Source organism: Paeniglutamicibacter psychrophenolicus (assembly GCF_030812255.1).
GTDB classification, from domain to species: Bacteria; Actinomycetota; Actinomycetes; order Actinomycetales; family Micrococcaceae; genus Paeniglutamicibacter; species Paeniglutamicibacter psychrophenolicus_A.
In genome coordinates this window covers 96,454-116,720 of record NZ_JAUSSH010000009.1, presented here as the reverse complement: position 1 = coordinate 116,720, position 20,267 = coordinate 96,454, and the positions used below count along the sequence as shown (strand labels likewise).

The 20,267-nt window shown below is 66.5% G+C and carries 18 protein-coding genes; 8 read left to right on the top strand and 10 right to left on the bottom strand.

The features are described from left to right. Nucleotides 1-619: 619 nt before the first annotated feature. The gene (locus tag J2T21_RS13470; protein WP_307581833.1) at nucleotides 620-1,435 is read right to left on the bottom strand and encodes a class I SAM-dependent methyltransferase; all 816 of its coding nucleotides are present in this window, start codon (nucleotides 1,433-1,435) and stop codon (nucleotides 620-622) included. Further along, nucleotides 1,428-2,375 (bottom strand): bifunctional riboflavin kinase/FAD synthetase, encoded by a 948-nt coding sequence (locus J2T21_RS13465; protein ID WP_307581831.1) that lies wholly within the window; start codon nucleotides 2,373-2,375, stop codon nucleotides 1,428-1,430. The genes J2T21_RS13470 and J2T21_RS13465 overlap by 8 nt, the downstream gene beginning before the upstream one ends. Before the next feature lie 177 nt (nucleotides 2,376-2,552). Here J2T21_RS13465 and J2T21_RS13460 point away from each other — a divergent pair, with 177 nt between their 5' ends. Further along, nucleotides 2,553-3,161, top strand: coding sequence for a DUF937 domain-containing protein (locus J2T21_RS13460; protein WP_307581830.1), 609 nt, complete (start codon nucleotides 2,553-2,555; stop codon nucleotides 3,159-3,161). 127 nt (nucleotides 3,162-3,288) lie between these two features. Here the strand turns inward: J2T21_RS13460 and J2T21_RS13455 are convergent, their stop codons facing one another. The 3 genes from J2T21_RS13455 to truB are packed head-to-tail and all read right to left on the bottom strand — an operon-like array spanning nucleotide 3,289 to nucleotide 5,095. Further along, nucleotides 3,289-3,792, bottom strand: a complete 504-nt coding sequence (locus J2T21_RS13455) for a hypothetical protein (protein ID WP_307581829.1) — start codon at nucleotides 3,790-3,792, stop codon at nucleotides 3,289-3,291. Then, nucleotides 3,789-4,163: a hypothetical protein gene (locus tag J2T21_RS13450; RefSeq protein WP_071215666.1), complete on the bottom strand. Its 375-nt coding sequence runs from the start codon at nucleotides 4,161-4,163 to the stop codon at nucleotides 3,789-3,791. The genes J2T21_RS13455 and J2T21_RS13450 overlap by 4 nt, the downstream gene beginning before the upstream one ends. Nucleotides 4,164-4,216: 53 nt before the next feature. Further along, nucleotides 4,217-5,095, bottom strand: a complete 879-nt coding sequence (gene truB / locus J2T21_RS13445) for a tRNA pseudouridine(55) synthase TruB (RefSeq protein WP_307581907.1) — start codon at nucleotides 5,093-5,095, stop codon at nucleotides 4,217-4,219. A gap of 234 nt (nucleotides 5,096-5,329) precedes the next feature. Here truB and J2T21_RS13440 point away from each other — a divergent pair, with 234 nt between their 5' ends. The 5 genes from J2T21_RS13440 (at nucleotide 5,330) to fmdA (ending at nucleotide 11,389) form a co-directional block, all read left to right on the top strand. After that, entirely contained in the window at nucleotides 5,330-6,766 is a 1,437-nt protein-coding gene (locus J2T21_RS13440; protein ID WP_307581828.1) for an MFS transporter, read from the top strand. A 434-nt stretch (nucleotides 6,767-7,200) separates the two neighbouring features. Beyond that, complete coding sequence (locus J2T21_RS13435; protein WP_307581827.1) at nucleotides 7,201-8,304, top strand: ScyD/ScyE family protein; 1,104 nt, start codon at nucleotides 7,201-7,203, stop codon at nucleotides 8,302-8,304. 767 nt (nucleotides 8,305-9,071) lie between these two features. Further along, a complete protein-coding gene (locus J2T21_RS13430) occupies nucleotides 9,072-9,707 on the top strand; it encodes an AmiS/UreI family transporter (RefSeq protein WP_307581826.1) in 636 nt (211 codons plus the stop codon). 73 nt (nucleotides 9,708-9,780) lie between these two features. Then, nucleotides 9,781-10,071: an FmdB family zinc ribbon protein gene (locus tag J2T21_RS13425; protein ID WP_307581825.1), complete on the top strand. Its 291-nt coding sequence runs from the start codon at nucleotides 9,781-9,783 to the stop codon at nucleotides 10,069-10,071. A gap of 58 nt (nucleotides 10,072-10,129) precedes the next feature. After that, the gene (gene fmdA, locus J2T21_RS13420) at nucleotides 10,130-11,389 is read left to right on the top strand and encodes a formamidase (RefSeq protein WP_307581824.1); all 1,260 of its coding nucleotides are present in this window, start codon (nucleotides 10,130-10,132) and stop codon (nucleotides 11,387-11,389) included. Between the two features lie 178 nt (nucleotides 11,390-11,567). Here fmdA and rbfA read toward each other — a convergent pair whose 3' ends face one another. The 5 genes from rbfA to rimP all read right to left on the bottom strand — a co-directional run bounded on the left by rbfA (nucleotide 11,568) and on the right by rimP (nucleotide 17,289). Then, nucleotides 11,568-12,005: a 30S ribosome-binding factor RbfA gene (gene rbfA / locus J2T21_RS13415; protein ID WP_307581823.1), complete on the bottom strand. Its 438-nt coding sequence runs from the start codon at nucleotides 12,003-12,005 to the stop codon at nucleotides 11,568-11,570. Between the two features lie 114 nt (nucleotides 12,006-12,119). Continuing rightward, nucleotides 12,120-15,008 carry a translation initiation factor IF-2 gene (infB, locus tag J2T21_RS13410; RefSeq protein ID WP_307581822.1) on the bottom strand — a complete coding sequence of 963 codons (2,889 nt, stop codon included), beginning with the start codon at nucleotides 15,006-15,008 and terminating at the stop codon, nucleotides 12,120-12,122. A gap of 165 nt (nucleotides 15,009-15,173) precedes the next feature. After that, entirely contained in the window at nucleotides 15,174-15,503 is a 330-nt protein-coding gene (locus J2T21_RS13405) for a YlxR family protein (protein WP_307581821.1), read from the bottom strand. A gap of 231 nt (nucleotides 15,504-15,734) precedes the next feature. Continuing rightward, nucleotides 15,735-16,709, bottom strand: a complete 975-nt coding sequence (gene nusA, locus J2T21_RS13400; protein WP_071215661.1) for a transcription termination factor NusA — start codon at nucleotides 16,707-16,709, stop codon at nucleotides 15,735-15,737. A 1-nt stretch (nucleotide 16,710) separates the two neighbouring features. Beyond that, nucleotides 16,711-17,289: a ribosome maturation factor RimP gene (gene rimP / locus J2T21_RS13395; protein WP_307581820.1), complete on the bottom strand. Its 579-nt coding sequence runs from the start codon at nucleotides 17,287-17,289 to the stop codon at nucleotides 16,711-16,713. Between the two features lie 119 nt (nucleotides 17,290-17,408). On the opposite strand from rimP, the gene J2T21_RS13390 reads away from it, so the two are divergent. Beyond that, nucleotides 17,409-18,656: a hypothetical protein gene (locus tag J2T21_RS13390; protein WP_307581819.1), complete on the top strand. Its 1,248-nt coding sequence runs from the start codon at nucleotides 17,409-17,411 to the stop codon at nucleotides 18,654-18,656. Nucleotides 18,657-18,986: 330 nt separating this feature from the next. After that, nucleotides 18,987-19,967, top strand: a complete 981-nt coding sequence (locus J2T21_RS13385; protein WP_307581818.1) for an Ltp family lipoprotein — start codon at nucleotides 18,987-18,989, stop codon at nucleotides 19,965-19,967. Nucleotides 19,968-20,267: the final 300 nt, after the last annotated feature.

Below are 20,267 nucleotides of genomic sequence, written 5' to 3'. Positions count from 1 at the left end.
TGACCGGGCCCGGAACCTCGAATTCCCCTCACGGTAACACGTTAGGAAAGAGACCACCATCACATCTTGCGGCGGTCCCATGCTTCAGCCCGCACATCCGGCGGCATCGCCTCTGCCGCCCGGGCAATCGGCGGAGGCGCTGCCGCCGGGTCTCCGGGGCCGGATGGAGCCCGCGCTCCCCACCCGTGCCAAGGCCCTGGCCGCCCGGCCGTGCCCGCCACGCACCGCGGTCCAGACCGCCATCGTCTCCAACCGTCGACAGGCAATGCCACCGGCGCCGGTGTCCCCCGGGAACCATCGTTCACCGCCCGCTCGGCGCCTCTTGCCGTGGGCTTCCGCCGTGCAGTGGTCTTCTGCAAGGGAACGACCGCTCCGCGGTACGACGAAAAGGCCACCGGCCCCTCCTGTGACCCCTGCCCGGCCTTGCCGATGCCGGCCACGGAACTGGGGGAATCGACAGCACGGGGACAACCCCGCCGGGGTCTGCCCTATTTCGGTTCCCGAAGGGCGGCAAGTGCGGCGACGCAGACGGCGCGGGCATCAACGCCATGGCCTTGCGGCAGCGGCGGTGGAACCGTCCCGCGCCCAAGCCAACCCCGGGATTCCAAACCCCGGGATTCTAGCTGCGCAGCCGTGCCCGCCAGGCGTGGGTCAGGTACGGCAGCCCGAACGGCTCCCCCTGGGTGTGGCCCAGGTGGTCATAGAGGTACCAGGACAGGTTGTGCTCGACCCGCGCCCGGGTCGCCGCCCCGGCACGCAGGTAATAGCTGCGGGACTTGGCCAGCTCGATGACCTGCTCGGCGCTCAGCGACTGCTCCCAGATCCAGGAGCCGGACTCGGGGGCATGGAACTCCGGGCCCACCGGCGGGACGAAGTCCGGCCGGTGCACATCCCCGGCATGCATGATCCGGGCCAGCCGGTGCACCCAGGGCACCGAGACATCGAGCTGGTTCCACACCAGGGACAATTTCCCGCCGGGCCTCAGCACGCGGGCAGCCTCGGTGCTGGCAACGTTCGGGTCCACCCAGTGCCAGGCCTGGGCGTAGGTGATGACATCCGCGCTGGATTCCCCCAGCCCGGTCTCTTCCCCGGTCCCCTCCTGCGCCCTGACCTCGGGCAGGCGCCCGCGCAGCACCGCGAGCATGTCGGCCGAGGGCTCGACCGCCGTGACGTTCAGCCCGCGGGCCAGGAGTTGGGCGGTGAAAATCCCGGTTCCGGCTCCCACGTCCACGACCTCGCGGGTGGCCGCGGGGACCATGAAGGCCAGTGCGGCATCCGGGTAGTTGGGACGCACGGCGTCATAGTGGGCGCCGCCGACCTTGAACGCCGTGGCCAGTTCGCGGCGGCGCTTGGCGTCCATGGTGAAGGCGCGGGCGGGCAAACCGGGAACCGGCCGCGGGGCCTGCTCACCGGTTTTCGGGGTCGAATCAGGCATCTAGCAAGACGGTCCGGGTACGCGCAACGTCCTCGCGCATCTGTTCGATGAGCGCCTCGATGCCGCGGTAGGCCACCATCGGGCGCAGGTGCTCGACGAACTCCACGATGATCTGCTGGCCGTAGAGGTCGAAGTCCTCCACGCCCTCGGCGGGCCGGTCGATCACGTGGGCCTCGACCTGGCGGCTGACGCCCTCGAAGGTCGGGTTGGAGCCCACGGAAATGGCGGCGGGCCAGCGCACCTGCGCCTCGTCCACCAGCCAGCCGGCGTACACGCCGTCGGCCGGGATGATGCCGGAGGCGGCGGGGTCGAGGTTTGCGGTGGGGAAGCCCAGTTCGCGGCCGCGTGCTGCCCCGTGCACGACCTCGCCGCGCATGCGGTGCGGGCGGCCCAGGATCTGGGCGGCGGTGGCCACTTCGCCGCGGTTCAGCGCCTCGCGCACCCAGGTCGAGGACCAGCGGCGGTGCTCCCCCACGTCCTGGACGCCAATGACGTCAAAACCGTATTGCTTGCCCAAGGCGACCATCACGTTGAAGTCCCCGGAGTTCTCGCGGCCGAAGCGCACGTCGTGGCCCACGACCACGGCGCAGGCGTTCAGCGCGCCCACGATGACCTTGGCAACAAATTCCTCGGCACTGGCCCGGGCGAAGTCCAGGGTGTAGCGGATCATCAGCAACCCGTCGAGGCCCTCCTCGGCGAGCGTCTCGATGCGGTCCTCGATCCCCATGATCAGTTCGGGGGCATCGTCGGGGCGGTGGACCTGTGCCGGGTGCGGGTCGAAGGAAATGGCCACGGCCCTGGCGTGGCGCTCCCTGGCCGTGGCAACCACGGCGGCGAGCACCTCCCGGTGGCCGCGGTGGACGCCGTCGAAGTTGCCAATGGTCACTACCGACGGGCCGATGCCGGGGGGTACGGCTTCAAGGCCTTTCCAATAGTGCACGTTGCTCCTTCGCTGGTGATCCGGGCGGCCGATTCGAGCACGGCCATAACCATTATGGACGACAAATACTCCAAGTGCCGATTCTTGTCCGCCGTGCGACCCATCGAGGTGGCGCGCGCCATAGGATGGGGCCCAGGACCCGAATCCACGGGTCCCCCAATCACAAAGGAGCTCTCGATGGCCGACCTGAACGAACTGCTGAACATGATCCCGCTGGACCAGCTCGGGGCGAAGCTGGGGGTCGATGCCGACACGGCACGCGCCGCCGCCGCCACGGCCCTTCCGTCGCTGCTGGCGGGCCTGCAAAACAACGCGGCCTCCCCCGACGGCGCCGACGCCCTGTCCGCGGCCATCGCACAGCACGATGCGACGTTCCTGGACGGCGGGGTCGACATCGACGCGGTGGACACCGCTGACGGGCAAAAGATCGTGCAGCACGCCCTGGGAGAGAACCAGTCGGCCCTTGCCTCCCAGCTCAGCGGCGCGGCCGGGGGCGGGGTGGATCTCGGCGCGCTGGTGCAAAAGGCGCTGCCGATCCTGGCCCCGCTGGTCATGGCGTTCCTGGCCAAGAAGCTGTCCTCCTCGCAGGGCGGGCTGGGCGGCATGCTCGGCGGGCTACTGGGCGGCCAGGGTGCCGGCAACGGCCAGGCTCCCGGCGGGCTGGACCTCGGCGGAATCCTGGGCGGGATCCTTGGCGGCGGGGACGGCGCCGGCCAGCAGCAGGGCCAGGGTGCCGGCGGCCCGGATCTGGGCGGCATCCTCGGCGGGCTCTTCGGCAAGAAGTAACGCCCCTTCCCGCAATACCAAGCGAGCCGGGTTTCCCTGGCCTTTTCGCCACTGGCGAATTGGCGGGGAAACCCGGCTCGTGGTGTATCCGTGCTTCTGCTTGCCGGGGATTCGTCCTGCCGGGAAGCTACTTCCCCGCGCCTTGTTCCCGGGTCTCGGGCATCTTGTGCCTGGCCAGCCACCACAGGCCGATCAGCGGCAGCACCAGCGGCACGTAGCCGTAGCCGGAACCGAAGTGCGACCACACTGCCGGGTGGGCAAAGAGCGCCGGCAGCGCGAAGCTGAGCGTGCCCACCACCAGCACGCCGACCAGCTCGAAGAGCACCGCGTACCAGGAGAGCCTCCAGCTGCCGGGCTTCTTCGAGGCCAGCGCGAGGGTCGCCACGATGTACACGGCACCCGCCAGCGCGCTGAGCAGGTAGGCCAGCGGAGCCGCATCGAAGTCCAGCAGGATCTGGTAGACGGCACGGACCGTGGCCGAAAGCGCCAGCACCCCGTACACGGCGATGATGATCCGGCCCAGGCCCGAGCTGCGCCCGCCGTTGGAGCGCACCGGCTTGTTGCTGTCCTTGCGGTTCGCCGCATCCACGATGCGCGAACGCCTCACCTGGTTTCTTCCGTGCTCGCTCATGCCGGCAACGCCCCGTCCCAAATCTGTTCCATCCTGTACAACATGACAAAGACTATGGCCCCGGAGACCGCCAACACGGTGTTGGACCACCGCGACTTGTCGGTCACCGCCCACACGAAGGCCAGCACCGGGATCAGCAGCGCGGTGAGCAGGTAGCCCCAGAACTCCCAGGGCTCCCCGCTGATCGCCTGTCCCCCGGCCTGCCGGATCGCCGCGGCGATCCCGTAGACCACCAGGAACACCTCCAGCAGCGCGACCGCGACCAACGCGAAGTCATCCGGATAGGTGCGGATGATGGTGGCCAGCACACCCAGCAGCACGGCCACGGCGCACAGGATGGCACCGGCAATGAAGAATCCGTCAACGATCACGGCGGAAGTTACCCCTTAAAAGTCATTCGTTCACACACGGGCACGCAGCCAGGCTAGGAAGCGGTGGCGAACACGAGCTCGGGCTTGGCTTCCTTGCCCTTGTTCTTCAGCAAGGCCACCAGGGTCCCGTCGGGGGCAAAGGCCGCCGTCATTTCCCCGGTCTCGTTCGCGCTGATCCGCCGGCCGAATGAAAGCTCGGAGCGTTCGTGCTCGCTCAAGTCCCGGCGGGTGAACAGCGCGTCGGCTGCAAGTTCCAGCGGCAGGTACTCGAAGTCCTTGGCCAGCTGCTCCAGCGTGCGGGCACGGTCCAGCGTGTAGGGCCCGACCTCGGTGCGGCGCAGCGCGGTCAGGTGCCCGCCCACGGCCAGGTCCTCGCCCAGGTCGCGGGCCAGCGCCCGGATGTAGGTGCCCGAGGAGCACTCCACGGTCACGTCGATGTCCTGGACCTTGCCGCCGCGTTCACGGCGGATGTCGTGCACCTCGAAGCGGTGGATGGTCACCGGGCGGGAGGCCAGCTTCACGTCTTCCCCGGCGCGCACGCGGGCGTAGGCTCGCTCTCCGTTGACCTTGATGGCGCTGACGGAGGAGGGCACCTGCTCGATCGGGCCGGTGAGCTTGGCGATGGAGGCGCGGATCTGCTCCTCGGTGAGCGCGGCGGCGATCCGGGTCTGCACGATCTCGCCCTCGGCGTCGTCGGTGATCGTCGATTCGCCCAGGCGGATGGTGGCCGTGTAGGTCTTGTTGGCGCCCACGATGTAGGTCAGCAGGCGAGTGGCCTTGTTGATGCCCAGCACCAGCACGCCGGTGGCCATCGGGTCCAAGGTGCCCGCGTGCCCGACCTTGCGGGTCCCCGCCAGCCGGCGCGTGCGCCCGACCACGTCATGGCTCGTCCAACCCTGCGGTTTGTCGACGATGACCAGGCCTGAGCCGATGGCTTGGGTGGGGTTCTCCGGGGCAGTTTTCACGCCCTCCAGTATAGGCCGGTTCGCCGGGGGCTTTTTCCCCCGGTTCTTCCGCGCGCCTCGGGTTTCCGGCCTTCGGGCAAGAGCGGTCCGTTGCTGCATGCCCGGCCCCATCCGGCGATCGGTCGACAAGCCATTGACTTGCCTGGGGCCCGGCTCCTACGGTCGGGGCAAGGTGTGCCAAGGCCAAAGGGGATGAAGATCATGAGCCGGCATGAACGAATCGTGCTCTTGGTGGCTATCCTCTCCTCCTTCGTGGCCTTCCTGGACGGCTCGATCGTCAACGTGGCGCTGCCGGCCATTGCCCGGGAACTGGGCGGCGGCATCACCACCCAGCAGTGGGTGCTTGACGGCTACCTGCTCACGCTCGGGTCCCTGATCATGGTCGCCGGAAGCCTGTCGGACATCTTCGGGCGGGTGCGGATCCTGCGCACCGGGCTCATCCTTTTCGGCATCGCCTCGCTCTTGTGCGCCGCGGCACCGACCGGAGCCGTGCTGGTCGCCGCCCGCCTGCTGCAGGGCGCCGCGGCGGCGTTGCTGGTCCCCAGTTCCCTGGCCCTGATCACCTCCACCTTCGAGAAGGGCCCCCGGGCGGGCGCCATCGGCACCTGGACCGGGTGGACCGGCACGGCGTTCGTTGCCGGCCCCCTGCTCGGCGGCCTGCTGGTGGACACCGTCTCCTGGCGGCTGGTCTTTGCCATCAACGTCATTCCCATCGCCACCACGCTGGTGCTGTTGGCCCGGCTGCACGACCCTGTGCGGACCGAAGCCCGGACGCCGATCGATTTTCCCGGTGCCGTGCTGGTGGCCTTCGGGCTCGCCGGGACGGTCTTTGCCCTGATCTTCCAGGCCGGGCCCGGTTGGGCAGACCCCATGGTCTACCTGCCGTTCGCGCTGGGATTGTTGTGCCTGGCCGCCTTCATCCGGCGCGAGTCGCGGGCCAAGGATCCGATGATGCCGCTGCATCTGTTCCGCGAACGGAACTTCGGCATCGGGAACCTGGCCACCGCTGCCTTCTATGCCGGCATCTCGCTGGGGACATTCATCATCCCGGTTTTCCTGCAGGAAGCCGCGGGCTTCACCGCCTTTGCCGCCGGGTTGGCAACGATCCCGCTGACGCTCATGTCCCTGTTGCTTTCAGCGCTCTTCGGGACGCTGGCGGGCAAATACGGACCGAGGCTGTTCATGTCGGTGGGACCGGTGCTGGCAGGCACGGGCTTCGCGCTGATGCTCTTCGCCGAGGACCCGTTGGACTACTGGTGGCAGATCCTGCCGGGCGTTGTGGTGTTCGGCCTGGGCCTGGCGGTGACCGTTGCGCCGCTGACCGCTGCGATCCTCGGTGCCATAGATCCGGCGCAGAGCGGCATCGCCTCGGCCATCAACAACGCGGTGTCCCGGGTGGCCGGGCTGCTCGCGATTGCTGCAGTGGGGTTGGTCACCGGGCCGGTGCTGGACACCGCCGCCTTCCACCGGGTGGTGCTGGTGACCGCAGGGCTCATGGTGGTTTCCGGCATCGTCTCGGCTCTGGGCATCAGCAACAAGCTGCACGTCGGTGCACCGCCCATCCCGCCCGAGGCCACCGCCGCATGCCACGACCGCATCGTGCCCGACGGACCCGGGAGGGGTCTCCAGCCGACGTGATATTGCCGTTCGGTGCATGCCCTGCTCGACACTGCACCACCTCCGGCATCCGGGCGGCCTTGATGCCCAAAAGTCCGGAATGCCGCTGCAACGACACCGAGTCACGGGCAAAAACGAATAGCGCACGCTTTCCATTGACTTCCTTGCATCCTCGCCCTACCCTTCTGACTATCTGGCCATGGCCGGATCACATGTGTCGGGCAAGGTGCAGCTGGGGGCGCCAACACCCTCGTCCCGTTTTCACGGCATCCCCTCGTAAGATTTTTCATCGGCGTCGCTCGCCCGCCATTGATGTTGCCTTGCACCGCCAAATTCCGGCAGCGGCCATCTGTCCGTTGCCTTGGGCCCCGTCGCGTGATGAAACGAGCCAGTTCAATAGTTCACGCACCGCAACCAAGCGGCGCGCCCCGTTCTCTTGACTAGGACACCCCATCATGAAGTTTCGCGCATTCGCGGCAGTAGCCGCCGCCTCGGCCATGACGGTGACACTTAGTGTCGCCCCCGCCCAGGCCCACAACAACAAGCACCATCCGCCGGCACCGGCCATCACCAACGTCAAGACCCTGGCCACCGGGCTCGGCGGCCCGCTCAAGGTCGCCTTCGGGCCGCACGGCAACATCCTGGTTGCCGAATCGATGGCCGGCATGGTCACCTCAGTTTCGCCGTCCGGCAAGAAGAGCACGCTTGTCTCCGCCCCGGGCAAGGAAATCGTCGGACTTTCCTACGCCCGAGGCACCACGTACTACTTTGAAAACGCGGGATCCGACGGTTCAGAACCGCCGGCCGGTCTCACTCCCGCACTGCTGAAGACCATCAACCACAAGGGCAAGACCCGCACCGTCACCGACATGGCCGCCTTCGAAAAGAAGCACGATCCCGACGGCAAGACCGTTTACGGGGTCCGTGACGTCTCCAAGGCGTGCCTGGCCCAGGCCCCGTACCTGCGTTCCATCGGCGAGCTGTACTCGCACCCGTACTCCAGCGTCCCGGCCCGCAACGGCCTGTACGTCGGAGACTCCGGCGCCAACGCCATCCTGCACGTGAACAACCACGGCAAGGTCTCACTGGTCAAGAAGGTTCCGGCCGAACCCATCCTCATCACCAAGGCCGTGCAGGCCGCCAGCGCCGAGATGGGCATGGTCGTCCCCGATTGCATGCTCGGCCACAAGTACTGGGCCCAGCCGGTTCCCACCGACATCACGATCAAGGGCAACTGGCTCTACTACACCGTGCTTCCGGGGGTACCGGGCGAATCCATGTCCGTGGGCAAGGTCTACAAGATGAACCTGCATTCGAAGAAGACCTACACCGTCGCCACCGGGCTCAATGCGCCTACCGGCATCGCCCTTGACCACAAGGACAGTGTCTACGTGGCCGAGCTCTTCGGGAGTGGCGTCGCGAAGATCGTCAAGGGCAAGGCCGTGACGGTGCTTCCGGCACTGCTGGCCAGCGATGTCGCCATCCACAACCAAAAGCTGATTGCCAGCACCGAGGCCCTGACACCCTCCGGGAAGCTGGTGACGGCCCATATCAGGTAGCACCACGGTGCAGGCAAACGGCTGAGGCCGCATCCGAAGGACCTCGAAAGCGGATTTGAGGCCAGAAACCGCTTTCGGGGCCTTTCGACGCCCGAAATGCACCCTGGCAGGAAACCCCGGTGCACGGAGTGGTCTTGCCATGACGTGGACAGATCGACCAGTCGCATGATGATTCGCAATCCCGTCGGCACGATATCCGCGCACACCACTGGGACCCTGTCTAGGGAATGCCCCGGCAAATTTCCAGCGACCGCTCCTTGCCGCGTAGCCCAAGCAACCCCGCATCGCGCAAGTCGTCGCCCTTTCAGTGGATGAACGGCATCGGCGGCACAACCCAGGGCCACCGGACCGATTATCTTGTCGTAGTGCGCATGCAGGTTGACACCGCTCTGCGCGTTCCCGGCGACGTACGGTCCGAGCCGCATCACGGTGTTTGCGCTGATGCGACGCTTGCAGTGATTCAGCATTAAACGACCTCATCCAGGCAGTTTCCACCCATCAGGTGGGTTCGGGATGGTGCGGTAATTGTTACCCCTATTCCTCGGCGGCATTGGTTGGTTGCTCAAGGATTGCTCCATGCGAACGGGCATGCTTGGCCAATGTCCTGCGTCGCCATCAGCCACAGGGGCTTCATGGAGCACCCATTGACCTTGTTCAAGCCATGTGGATACATTGGGGGCAGCTCGTAATATACCCGGCAAAGTTTGGTTTTTATATCGGCCGGCGGTCCACCCCTCAACCCACATAAGCGTTTGAAGGATGTTCACTTGAGTAACGTCGGTTTGCTATACGTCGGAGCGGTCCTTTTCATCAACGGACTGATGCTCATTGGCAAGGTGCCCGGGAAGTCCGGCGCACTGATGAACCTCTTCGTCGGAGGCATGCAGACGATCTTCCCCACCATCATCATTGCCCAGGCCAACGAGGACCCTGCCGTCATCTTCGGCGCGTCGGGACTCTACCTCTTTTCCTTCACCTACTTGTATGTGGGCCTCAACCAGCTGTACGACCTGCCCGGTGACGGGCTGGGCTGGTTCTCGCTCTTCGTCACGGTGTGCGCCGCCGTCTTCGGCACGGTTTTGGCCGTGCACTTCCAAGATCCGGTTACGGCCGTGATGTGGTACCTGTGGGCGGTGTTGTGGTTTATGTTCTTCCTCGTGCTGGGGCTACACATGGACAACTTAACCATTGCGACCGGCTGGTTCACATTGACCGTGGCACATATTTCCGCCACAATTCCCGCACTGTTGCTGCTGACCGGGGCCTTTAGGTCCACCGTTCCCAATGCCCTGTGGATGGCCGCCGCGGGGCTCGCCGCACTGGGTTTCTCGTTTTTCATGGGCCGCCGCGCATCCAACAACACGCCCGCCGAGCCGTTCATCCCTACGCCTCGGGCCGGTTGATTCCATTCGGCCACCACCACACACCTGTTTCTTCCTGCCCACCCCAGCCGCGTCCACACCAGGAGGTCCACCCATGCCGTTGTACGAGTTCCGTTGTCCCGAAGGCACCCAGTTCGAGGCCTCGTTCTCCATGAGCCAGGCCCCGCAAGTGCTGGATTGTCCTGCATGTGGGCAGGCGTCGCGACGTCGGATCAGTGCGCCCAAGCTCTCGCTTTCCGGCTCGGCGGAGTTCAAGCTCATCGATTCAACCAAGCGCAGCGCCCATGAGCCCGAAGTGGTTTCCAACCGCCTGCCTGCCGGTGGCAAGGCATCGGGCTCCCGGTACACGCACAACCCGCTGCACCAAAAGCTTCCCCGGCCCTGAGCCGCGAAGAAAATACACACCACGAAAAGTTCGTGAAGAGTTCGTTAGGAGAAATGCAATGCCCGAAGTATTGTTCCCTCTCGATTCGTCCAAAAAGTTCGAGGACCAGGAGAAACTCGGACACAACCGTTGGCACCCGGAGATCCCGCCGGTGGCAGTGGTCAAACCCGGCGACGTCTTCCGCGTGGACTGCCGAGAATGGTTCGACGGTGCCATCAAGAACGACGACTCCGCCCAGGACATCCTCGATGCCCCGCTGTTGACGGTCCACAAGCTCTCCGGTCCCTTCGGCGTTGAAGGGGCCAAGCCCGGAGACCTGCTGGTCGTTGACATCCTTGATGTGGGTCCGATCCCGCAGGAAGACTCCGGCCCGCTGGCCGGACAAGGCTGGGGCTACACCGGCATTTTCTCCAAGAACAACGGAGGCAGCTTCCTGGTCGACCAGTTCCCCGATGCCTACAAGGCCATCTGGGACTTCACCGGACAGGTAGCCACCTCCCGGCACGTCCCCGAGGTCAAGTTCGAGGGCATCATCCACCCAGGGCTCATGGGCACCGCGCCCTCTGCGGAACTGCTAGCCAAGTGGAACAAGCGCGAAGGCGACCTGATTGCCACCGACCCGCACCGCGTGCCGCCGCTGGCCCTGCCGCCGGAAGCCGAACACGCCGTACTTGGAGGGCTGCCCCGCGATCAGTGGGCCCGTGTGGGCAGCGAGGCAGGTCGGACCGCACCGCCACGGGAAAACGGTGGAAACCAGGACATCAAGAACCTGTCCAAGGGGTCCCGGATCTTCTACCCGGTGTTTGTCGACGGTGCGAACCTCTCGGTCGGCGACCTTCACTTCTCGCAGGGCGACGGCGAGATCACCTTCTGTGGCGCGATCGAAATGGGCGGGTTCATCGACCTGCGCGTGGACATCATCAAGGGCGGGATGGACACCTACGGCGTGTCCGAGCACGCGATCTTCATGCCGGGCCGCGTGGAGCCGCAGTTCAGCGAGTGGTTGGCGTTTTCCGGCACCTCGGTGACCCTGGACGGGGAACAGAAGTACCTGGATTCGCACCTTTCCTACCAGCGTGCCTGCCTGCATGCCATCGACTACCTGTCGAAATTCGGGTATGCCCCGGAGCAGGCCTACCTGTTGCTCGGTGCAGCGCCCATCGAGGGCCGTCTGTCCGGTGTGGTTGACATCCCGAACTCGTGTTCAACGGTCTATCTGCCTACGGCGATGTTCGACTTTGATGTGAGGCCATCGGCATCCGGTCCGCACCAGATCAATCCGGGCATCGGGGCACCGAAGGCGGTCAACAACGGATAGCACTGCCGCGGCCGAAGCCGCTTCCCGCCTGTGACGCCGGCGGGCCGCTTCGTCAGGTGGCCACGATGTCGGCGGCCCAGCGCGCCGAACGCAGAAACCCCGCAACCGGATCCTGGTTTTCCAGGTCCCGTTGCGGGGTTTCGTGCTGCCCGGGGAACCGGGCGCAAGGGGCAAACGCCTAGGCGTCGTCCTCTTCTTCTTCGTCGTGCTTGTACGGGTCGGCGTCGCCGGCGAAGGTCTTGCCTGCCGCCAGCGCGGCAACCTCGGCGTCCTTGGCCTTGGCCACCCGAAGCAGCGCCTCGAGGTTCGAGGCGTTGACCGGGATTTCGTCTGCAACGAATTCCAGGGTCGGGGTCAGGCGCACGGTGACGTTCTTGCCGACCTCCTTGCGCAGGACGCCCTTGGACTTCGCCAGGGCAGCTGCCGCATCGGCCTTGGCTTCGTCGTCGCCAAAGACCGTGTAGTAGATGGTCGCGTGCTGCAGGTCGTTGGTCACCCGTGCGTCGGTGACCGTGATGGCCTCCACGCGGGGATCCTTCACGGCCTTGCCCAGTGCCTGGGCTACAACCACCTTGATGCGTTGGGCCAGTTTTGCGGCGCGAGCTGAGTCAGCCACGTTCACTCCTTTTCTCGGCATCCTCGGATGCCGGTTAATGCGCTTCGACGGCGGGGAGCCGCAACCTTGTGCGGTTGCGGCGCCCCACCGTCGACTAGCAGCGCTTGATATTGACTAAGCGCGCGGCTTTTCGCGCATCTCGTAGGTCTCGATCGTGTCGCCGTCCTTGACGTCGTTGAACGAGCCCAGGCCGATACCACATTCGAAGCCCTCGCGGACCTCGGTGGCGTCGTCCTTGAACCGCTTGAGCGAGTCCACGGTCAGGCCCTCGCCGATGACCTTGCCATCGCGCAGGACGCGTGCCTTGGTGTTTCGGCGGATGGTGCCCGAGCGAACGATCGAGCCGGCAATGTTGCCGAACTTCGATGAACGGAAGACCTCGCGGACCTCCGCGGTGCCCAGCTGGGCTTCCTCGTACTCCGGCTTGAGCATGCCCTTGAGAGCCAGCTCGATGTCATCGATTGCACCGTAGATGACCGAGTAGAAGCGCATGTCGACGCCTTCCTTGTCGGCCATTTCGGCAACGCGCTCAGCGGGCTTGACGTTGAAGCCAATGATGATCGCGTTGTCAACGGTTGCAAGGTTGACGTCGTTCTGGGTGATTGCGCCCACGCCGCGGTGGATGACGCGCAGCTGCACGCCCTCGCCCACGTCGATCTTGAGCAGCGAATCTTCCAGGGCTTCCACGGCACCGGACACGTCACCCTTGAGGATGAGGTTGAGGGTGTCGATCTTGCCGTCGGCAACGGCCTGGTCGAAGTCTTCCAGGGTGATGCGCTTGCGACGCTTGGCCAGGGCCGCATTGCGGTCCGCGGCTTCGCGCTTCTCGGCGATCTGGCGGGCGGTGCGCTCGTCGTCGGTCACCAGGAAGGTGTCACCTGCACGCGGCACGCTGGACAGGCCAAGGACCTGGACCGGGCGCGAGGGCAGTGCGACGTCGAGGTTCTCGCCGTTCTCGTCGAACATGGCACGCACACGGCCGTGTGCGGTACCGGCAACGATGGTGTCGCCGACGGCCAGGGTACCGGACTGGACCAGCACGGTTGCCACGGCGCCGCGACCCTTGTCGAGGTTCGCTTCGATCGCGATGCCGCGGGCGTCCTTGTCCGGGTTGGCACGCATGTCCAACGCGGCGTCGGCCGTCAGCAGCACTGCATCGAGCAGCTCGTCGATGCCGAGCTTCTGCAGGGCGGAGACGTGGATGAACATGGTGTCGCCACCGTATTCCTCCGGAACCAGGCCGTATTCGGCCAGCTGGCCCTTGACCTTGTCAGGGTTCGCGGCTTCCTTGTCGACCTTGTTCACTGCCACGACGATCGGAACACCGGCGGCCTTGGCGTGGTTGAGTGCCTCAACGGTCTGCGGCATGACGCCGTCGTCCGCTGCAACAACCAACACGGCGATGTCGGTGACCTTGGCACCACGTGCACGCATGGCGGTGAACGCCTCGTGGCCCGGGGTGTCAATGAAGGTGATCGCACGATCGATCTCTTCGTGGATGTGGTGGATCTGGTAGGCACCGATGTGCTGGGTGATGCCGCCGGCTTCGCCCTCGATGACGTTGGACTTGCGGATGGCATCCAGCAGGCGGGTCTTACCGTGGTCAACGTGACCCATGATGGTGACCACCGGCGGACGTGCCTCAAGCATGTCCTCGGTTTCGGCCTCAAGCTCGGCGTCGAAGTCGATCGAGAACGAGGCGAGCAGTTCGCGCTCTTCGTCCTCGGGGGACACGACGGTGACGACGTAGCCAAGCTCGGCACCCAAGACGTCGAAGGTTGCCTCGTCCAGGGACTGGGTGGCGGTGGCCATTTCTCCCAGGTGGAAGAGCACGGTGACAAGAGCTGCCGGGTTGGCGTTGATCTTGTCGGCGAAGTCGGTGATCGACGAGCCACGACGGAGGCGAACCTCGGTCGAGCCGTTGCCGCGGGGCACACTGACGCCGCCGAGGCTCGGAGCGCTCATCTGCTCAAGTTCCTGGCGCTTGGCGCGCTTGGACTTGCGCTGCTTGCCGCGGCCTGCGCCGCCCTTGCCGAAGGCACCCTGGGTTCCACCGCGACCGCGGTTGGGACCGCCGCCGCCCTTGTAACCGCCGCCGCCACCGGCTGCTCCCGGAGCTCCGCCGGCGCCTGGTGCGCCACCCGGACGTGCCGGGCCGCCGCGGCCCGGACCACCCGGACGTGCACCGGCCGGAGCCGGACGTTCGGTGCGGTTGGGCATCATGCCGGGAGTGGCGCGAGCGCCTCCCGGGGTGCGCGGACCTGCGCCTGCGGGGCGCGGTCCACCGGCACCGGCTGGACGGGGGCCGCCTGCACCGGCTGCCGGGCGGGGACCGCCTGCGCCTGCTGCGGGACGGGGACCACCGGCACCGGCCGGGGGACGCGGTCCACCCGGGCGGGGACCGCCGGGACGGGATCCACCGGCACCGGGGCCGCCGGAGCGCATGCCCTGCTGGGAAGCGAACGGGTTGTTGCCCGGACGCGGGCCACCTGGCTTGGCACCCGGACGCGGGGCCGAAGCCGGGCGGTCCGAACGCTCGGTGCGCTCGGGGCGCGCGTTCTCACCGGTGGGGCGCATGCCCTGCTGGGAAGAGAACGGATTGTTGCCCGGACGCGGTGCGCCGGGCTTGGCACCCGGACGCGGGGCGGCCGACGGTGCTGCTGCTTCGGCGGCCGGGGCCGGTGCCGGTGCTGCCGGGGCGGCTGGCGCCTCGGTTGCGGCCGGTGCTGCTGCTGCCGGAGCCGGGGCCGGAACGGTGCCGGCCGGCTTCGGTGCGGCTGCGCCCGGGGTCACCGGGGCTGCAGGGGCCTTGGCGGCCGGGGCTGCCTTGGGTGCTGCCGGGGCAGCGTTCGGGAACGCGGTGCGCAGCTTGCGCACGACCGGTGCCTCGATGGTTGAGGATGCGGAACGGACGAACTCGCCCATTTCCTGCAGTTTGGCAACTGCATCCTTTGAAGTGATTCCGAGCTCTTTGGCGAGCTCGTGTACGCGGACCTTAGCCACATTTCTCCTGTCTGAAGGTCCGCACCACTTCTTCTTACAAAGTTTTTGGCACGAACCAACGTTTGCTGTCTAGCCCAGCATCCAAAACGGATGCCACAGGCGCTGCGACGCATAACCGATTCATCATCGTTAGGCGCTCATCGCTTGGAACTCATCGGGTTTCCATCAGATTTCTGACCCGCTTTCAGGTTGGACGTTTGTGAAGGCCGGTTTCCCTGGTTGGGTCCGTTCCTTGGCCCGCCGTTCCGCCACAAGCGAGGAGACATCCACGTTGGCCCGAAAGGACCGTGCGAATGCCCCGCGCTGTACGGCACGTTGGGCACATTCCGGGTTGGGGTGCAGCCAAGCACCCCGCCCGGCGAGACTACGGGTCGGATCGGGCACCAGGACGGACTTGCCGTCCTTCGCCCTCAAGACCCAGCGCGTCAGCTGGTTCTGGTCCACCACGGTGCGGCAACCAATGCACGTGCGCTGCGGCTGTTGCTGCAATGACACGTTGGTTCTTCTCCCGCATTCGATTTACCACTATGCATAGTGGACCACAGACAAGTCTAGCGCGTTTCCGGAATCCGTGGAGCGTGCCGTGGGACACGTGGCCCCCGCTTCGGGGCCGATGGGCCGCTGGCGGCGCCCGGCAGGCAAAAGACCGCCGGCCCCCGGCCGGCTGGCTCCCCGTTGGGGATGCCTACCGGCCTGCGGGCGCGACGGCCTGATGGCTGGCTGCTGCTACTCGGCCGCGACGGCGTCCGAGATGATGTCGATGCGCCAGCCGGTGAGCTTGGCCGCCAGGCGGGCGTTCTGCCCTTCCTTGCCGATGGCCAGCGACAGCTGGTAGTCGGGCACCACGACGCGGGCCGAACGGGTCGACTCGTCGGTGATGGTCACCGAGACGACCTTGGACGGGGACAGCGCCGAGGCGATGAACTTCGCCGGATCGTCGTTGTAGTCGACGATGTCGATCTTCTCGTCGTTCAGCTCGGTCATCACGGCGCGCACGCGCGAACCCATTTCACCGATGCAGGCGCCCTTGGCGTTCAGGCCCGGGACGTTGCCCTGCACGGCGATCTTGGTGCGGTGGCCGGCTTCACGGGCCAGCGCCATGATTTCCACGGCGCCGTCGGCGATCTCCGGGACCTCGAGCTCGAAGAGCCGGCGGACCAGGTTCGGGTGCGAACGCGACAGGGTGACGGCCGGGCCCTTGGGGCCGCGGTTGACGTCGACCACGTAGCAGCGGATGCGGTTGCCGTGGGTGTACTTCTCCCCCGGCACCTGCTCCGGCGGCGGCAGCAGGGCCTCGACGACGCCCAGGTTGACCTGGACCATGATCGGGTTGTTGCCCTGCTGGATCTGCCCGGAGACGATCTCGCCGATCTTGTTCTTGAACTCGCCCACGACGTTGTCGTCCTCGGCGTCGCGCAGGCGCTGCAGGATGATCTGGCGTGCGGTGGAGGCGGCAATGCGGCCGAAGCCGGTGGGGGTGTCGTCGAACTCGCCCACGACGGTGCCGTCCTCCTCGGTCTCGGTGGCGAAGATCGTCACGTGGCCGTTGCGGCGGTCGACCTCGGCGCGTGCCTGCGGCATCGCACCCGGGGACTTCTGGTAGGCAATGAGCAGGGCCTGCTCAATGGTGGGGATCAGCACGTCGATCGGGATTTCGCGCTCTTTTTCAAGCATGCGCAGCGCGCTCATATCAATGTCCAACTCAGGCCTCCGCGTTTTCGTCGTCTTCTGGATCAAGCTCTAGTTCCTGCAGTGCCGCGGCCTCGGCCCGGGTGAACTCCACCTCGACGTTGCCGCGGCGGATCAGGGAGAAGCCGATGCTGCGGGCCTCGCCCTGCTTGGGCTTCATGCCCTTCTTGACCTCGATCTCCGGGACGATGGTGATGCCGTCCTCGTCCACGTCGGTCAGCCTGCCCAGCAGGTTGTCCTCGCCGATGACGTTGACCTTCACCATGCGCCCGACGTTGCGGCGCCAGTGGCGCGGCAAGGTCAGCGGACGCGAGGTCCCGGGGGAAGATACTTCAAGTTCGTACGGATCCGCGGTGTCGTGCGGGTCCTTGTCCAATGCCTCGGAAATCGAGCGGGAAACCTCGGCCACCGCGTCGAGTTCGATGCCGTCGGTGCCGTCGGGCAAATCGACCACCACGTGCACGATGCGCTGGTCCCCGGCACGGCGCACCTGGACTTCTTCGAGCACCAACTGGTGGGAGGCAACGGTGGGCTCCAGTAGTTCGGTGAGGCGGGCCGCCTCGAGCTGGATGTCTGCCGGCTTGCCGGTCATGAAAGTCCTCCCACATTATTCGATGTTGTGAATCCTAGGGTAGCGACTTTTGGGGCCATCCGTCTGCCCGATTCCCGCCTGCCGCCCCGCGACCCGGGTCCATGGGATGATCGGTGGTGATGGATCAGCACCCAATGGACCCCAGGCACCCCGTTTCCCCCGCACCCCGCAGGCCCCACACCAGGCTCCGCGTGCTGGCCGCGGCGGCGGTTGTTGCCGTGGCCGCGGGCACCTTCGGCACCGGGGTCTACCTGAACCGGGAATCCCCTACATGGCAACGGATTCTCGGCACCGAACCGGTCCTCGAGGTGCCCCCGAAAGCCACCGACGAACTGCCCGTGCTGCTTGATTCCGTCGGCAACATGCTCGAGCACCCGGCCACCTCCACGGGTGCCAAAACCACCGCCGCGCTGCAGGGTGCCAGGTCGATGCTGGCGGAGCATGTCGAATTACTCACACCCGGTGCCTTGGCGGCCGCTGCCGCCTCGGCGAGCGGAGCCGCGGGCACCGGGGCCGAGGCCTCAACCGCCCCGCCCTCGGCGGTCCCCCCGTTGACGCCCGCCGAGTTCTCCGAGCGATTGGCCAGTGCGGGCAACGGCCTGCTGCACGAGGCGCTCACCGCCCCCGGGCAGGATGCGCGCAGGCTCTCCGGTGCCGGATTCGAGCTGGTGCTGCAGGCCCGCACCGTGCTCTCCGCCGCCGGGGCCCCGCAGGCGGCCATCGATGCGCTGCCCACCCCGGCCACGGAACTGGCCGCACAGGCAGCGGAAACCACCTCGGCTGCCGCCTCCGCTTCTGCCTCGTCCTCGGCCGCGGTGCCCGCGGCGGCGCCCACCGTGGACAGGGCCGCCGCGGCGAAGATGCCCGAGTTCACGTTCTCCGCCTGCCCGGCCATTGCACCGTCCGACGGCAAGGGCACCGGGACCACGGATTCGGGGCAGCTGCTGGGCGAGGTCATCGATGCGGCCTACCGGATGGGATACGCCTACGACGTGGCCGGCGCACGGACCAGCGCCGGGCTGCGCACCGCGGCCTGGAACAGGTCCGAGGTGCTGGTGGAATTCGCCAAATCCCTCGAGAAGCAACTTGATGCAGCCCACGACTGCGAACCGATCCGGCAGCCGGCCTACCAACTGCCGGCAGATGCCATCTCCAACCCCATGGATGCGGCCCGCAGCGGCGAGGCCCAGTTGGCCTTGCTGTTGCGCGACGCCGCCGCCGGCCAGGTCGGGGAACCCCGGGCCTACCTCTTCAACGCTGCCTGGGCCCAGGGCCTGCAGGCCCGCCAGGTGACCGGCAAGGTTCCGGACTTCACCGCCGTGGCCGGAACACCCAAGCCTACGGACGCAAGCGCCTCTTCCGGATAGCCGCCGGGTTGGCAGCAGCCCAGAACGGCGCCACCCAGGCCAGAGCCGATTCCGGCTCCAGGGACCCTACGTATTGCCTACGCGCCATGGCCTATCTGGCTATTTCCCTGCGTCGGTCACCCACAAAGGCGGGCTCGCAGCTTCGGTGGAAAGCAACGTCCCGAATTCCCACTGGCGGGAAAAGCCCCACCGCGCAAGCTCGTGTGGCCCACGAACCTGCATCCGACTCGTTCTCTGACCCCAAATCGTCTGTGTCCGGGGCTACGATCACCGATAGGAGCTGCCGGGGGAAATGGGAGCTCCGATTCGCAACCGTCATCAGGGGGAACCATGTCTGTTCGTTTCAATCCACCGCCGCTCTGGCGTCAGTATCTTCCGGCCGATTTCACTCCCACTCCATCGTGGATTCCGGAATCGACTTGGGGTGCTCCGCCCGCCGGTTGGCCCCTGTGGGTGGACAATGGCACTGGCCACCCGGCCATGCCGCCCGCCGAGTTTTCGACAAATCCGTATCTTTACCTGTCGGTGATGCCCGGAACGCCCTCACCCGGTGCGATTCCTTCGCCTGCATCCGGTTCCTCGGGCTTCGGTCCTTCCGTCAGCGGATTTTCGGCTCCCGCTCCGCAGAAACCGAAGAAGCCGCTGAGCCGGGGAAAGAAGATTGGCATCGGTGTCGTCGGCCTCGTCGGCCTTTCATTCATCGTGGGCTCCTGTGGTGGCATCGGCGACCCGTCGTCCTCTGCACCTGAAACCACTGCAGCTGCCGTTGCGTCGCCGAGCGCCACCCAGGCCGCAGAGGTCGACGCGGTGTCCCCCGAGGCTGAGGCCAGTGCCAAGGCCGAGGCCGAAGCCCGCGCAAAGGCGGAAGCGGAAGCCAGCGCCAAGGCGAAGGACGATGCGAAGGCAGCGGCCAAGGCAGAAGCCGAGGCCAGCGCTAAAGCCGAGGCGGAAGCCAACGCCAAGGCCAAAGAAGAAGCGAAGGCCGAGGCCGCCGCCAGCGCCAAGGCCGAGGCGGAAGCCGGCACCGTGAGTCAGCAAAACGCTCTTCGGGCCGCCGAAAACTATCTCGACTACACAGCTTTTTCCCGCAAGGGGCTGATCTCGCAATTGAAGTTCGAGGACTACTCGACCAAGGACGCCACCTGGGCAGTGGAACGTGTGAAAGTGAATTGGAACGAGCAGGCTGCGAAGGCCGCCGAAAACTACCTCGACTACACGGCGTTCTCCCGAAACGGGCTGATTGAACAGCTGATTTTCGAGGGCTACACCCGCAAGCAGGCAGAGTTCGGGGTGAGCAAGACCGGCCTGTAGCGGTCCCAAGCCTGGCGATTGGTACGCCAATCAATGACCTGGTTCGGAAGACTCCCGGGCTTCACGGGAACATCATCCGCCCGCGGCACCGCCCCCGCCGAACACGGCAGGACCGGTGCCACGGGCTGTTTCAGGGCCGGGGTTCCCAGCGGCGCGTATGCCTGTCGAGGCGAGCATTCGGGGCCCGGCCTGGCCGCCGAAAACGGAAAGTTACAGCCGAGGAGCAGGACCCCCGCGCCCACCACGGACGGGCACTGCGGCCGTGGTGGGCAGGGGCCCGCCGAGCCATTCGGCCAGCAT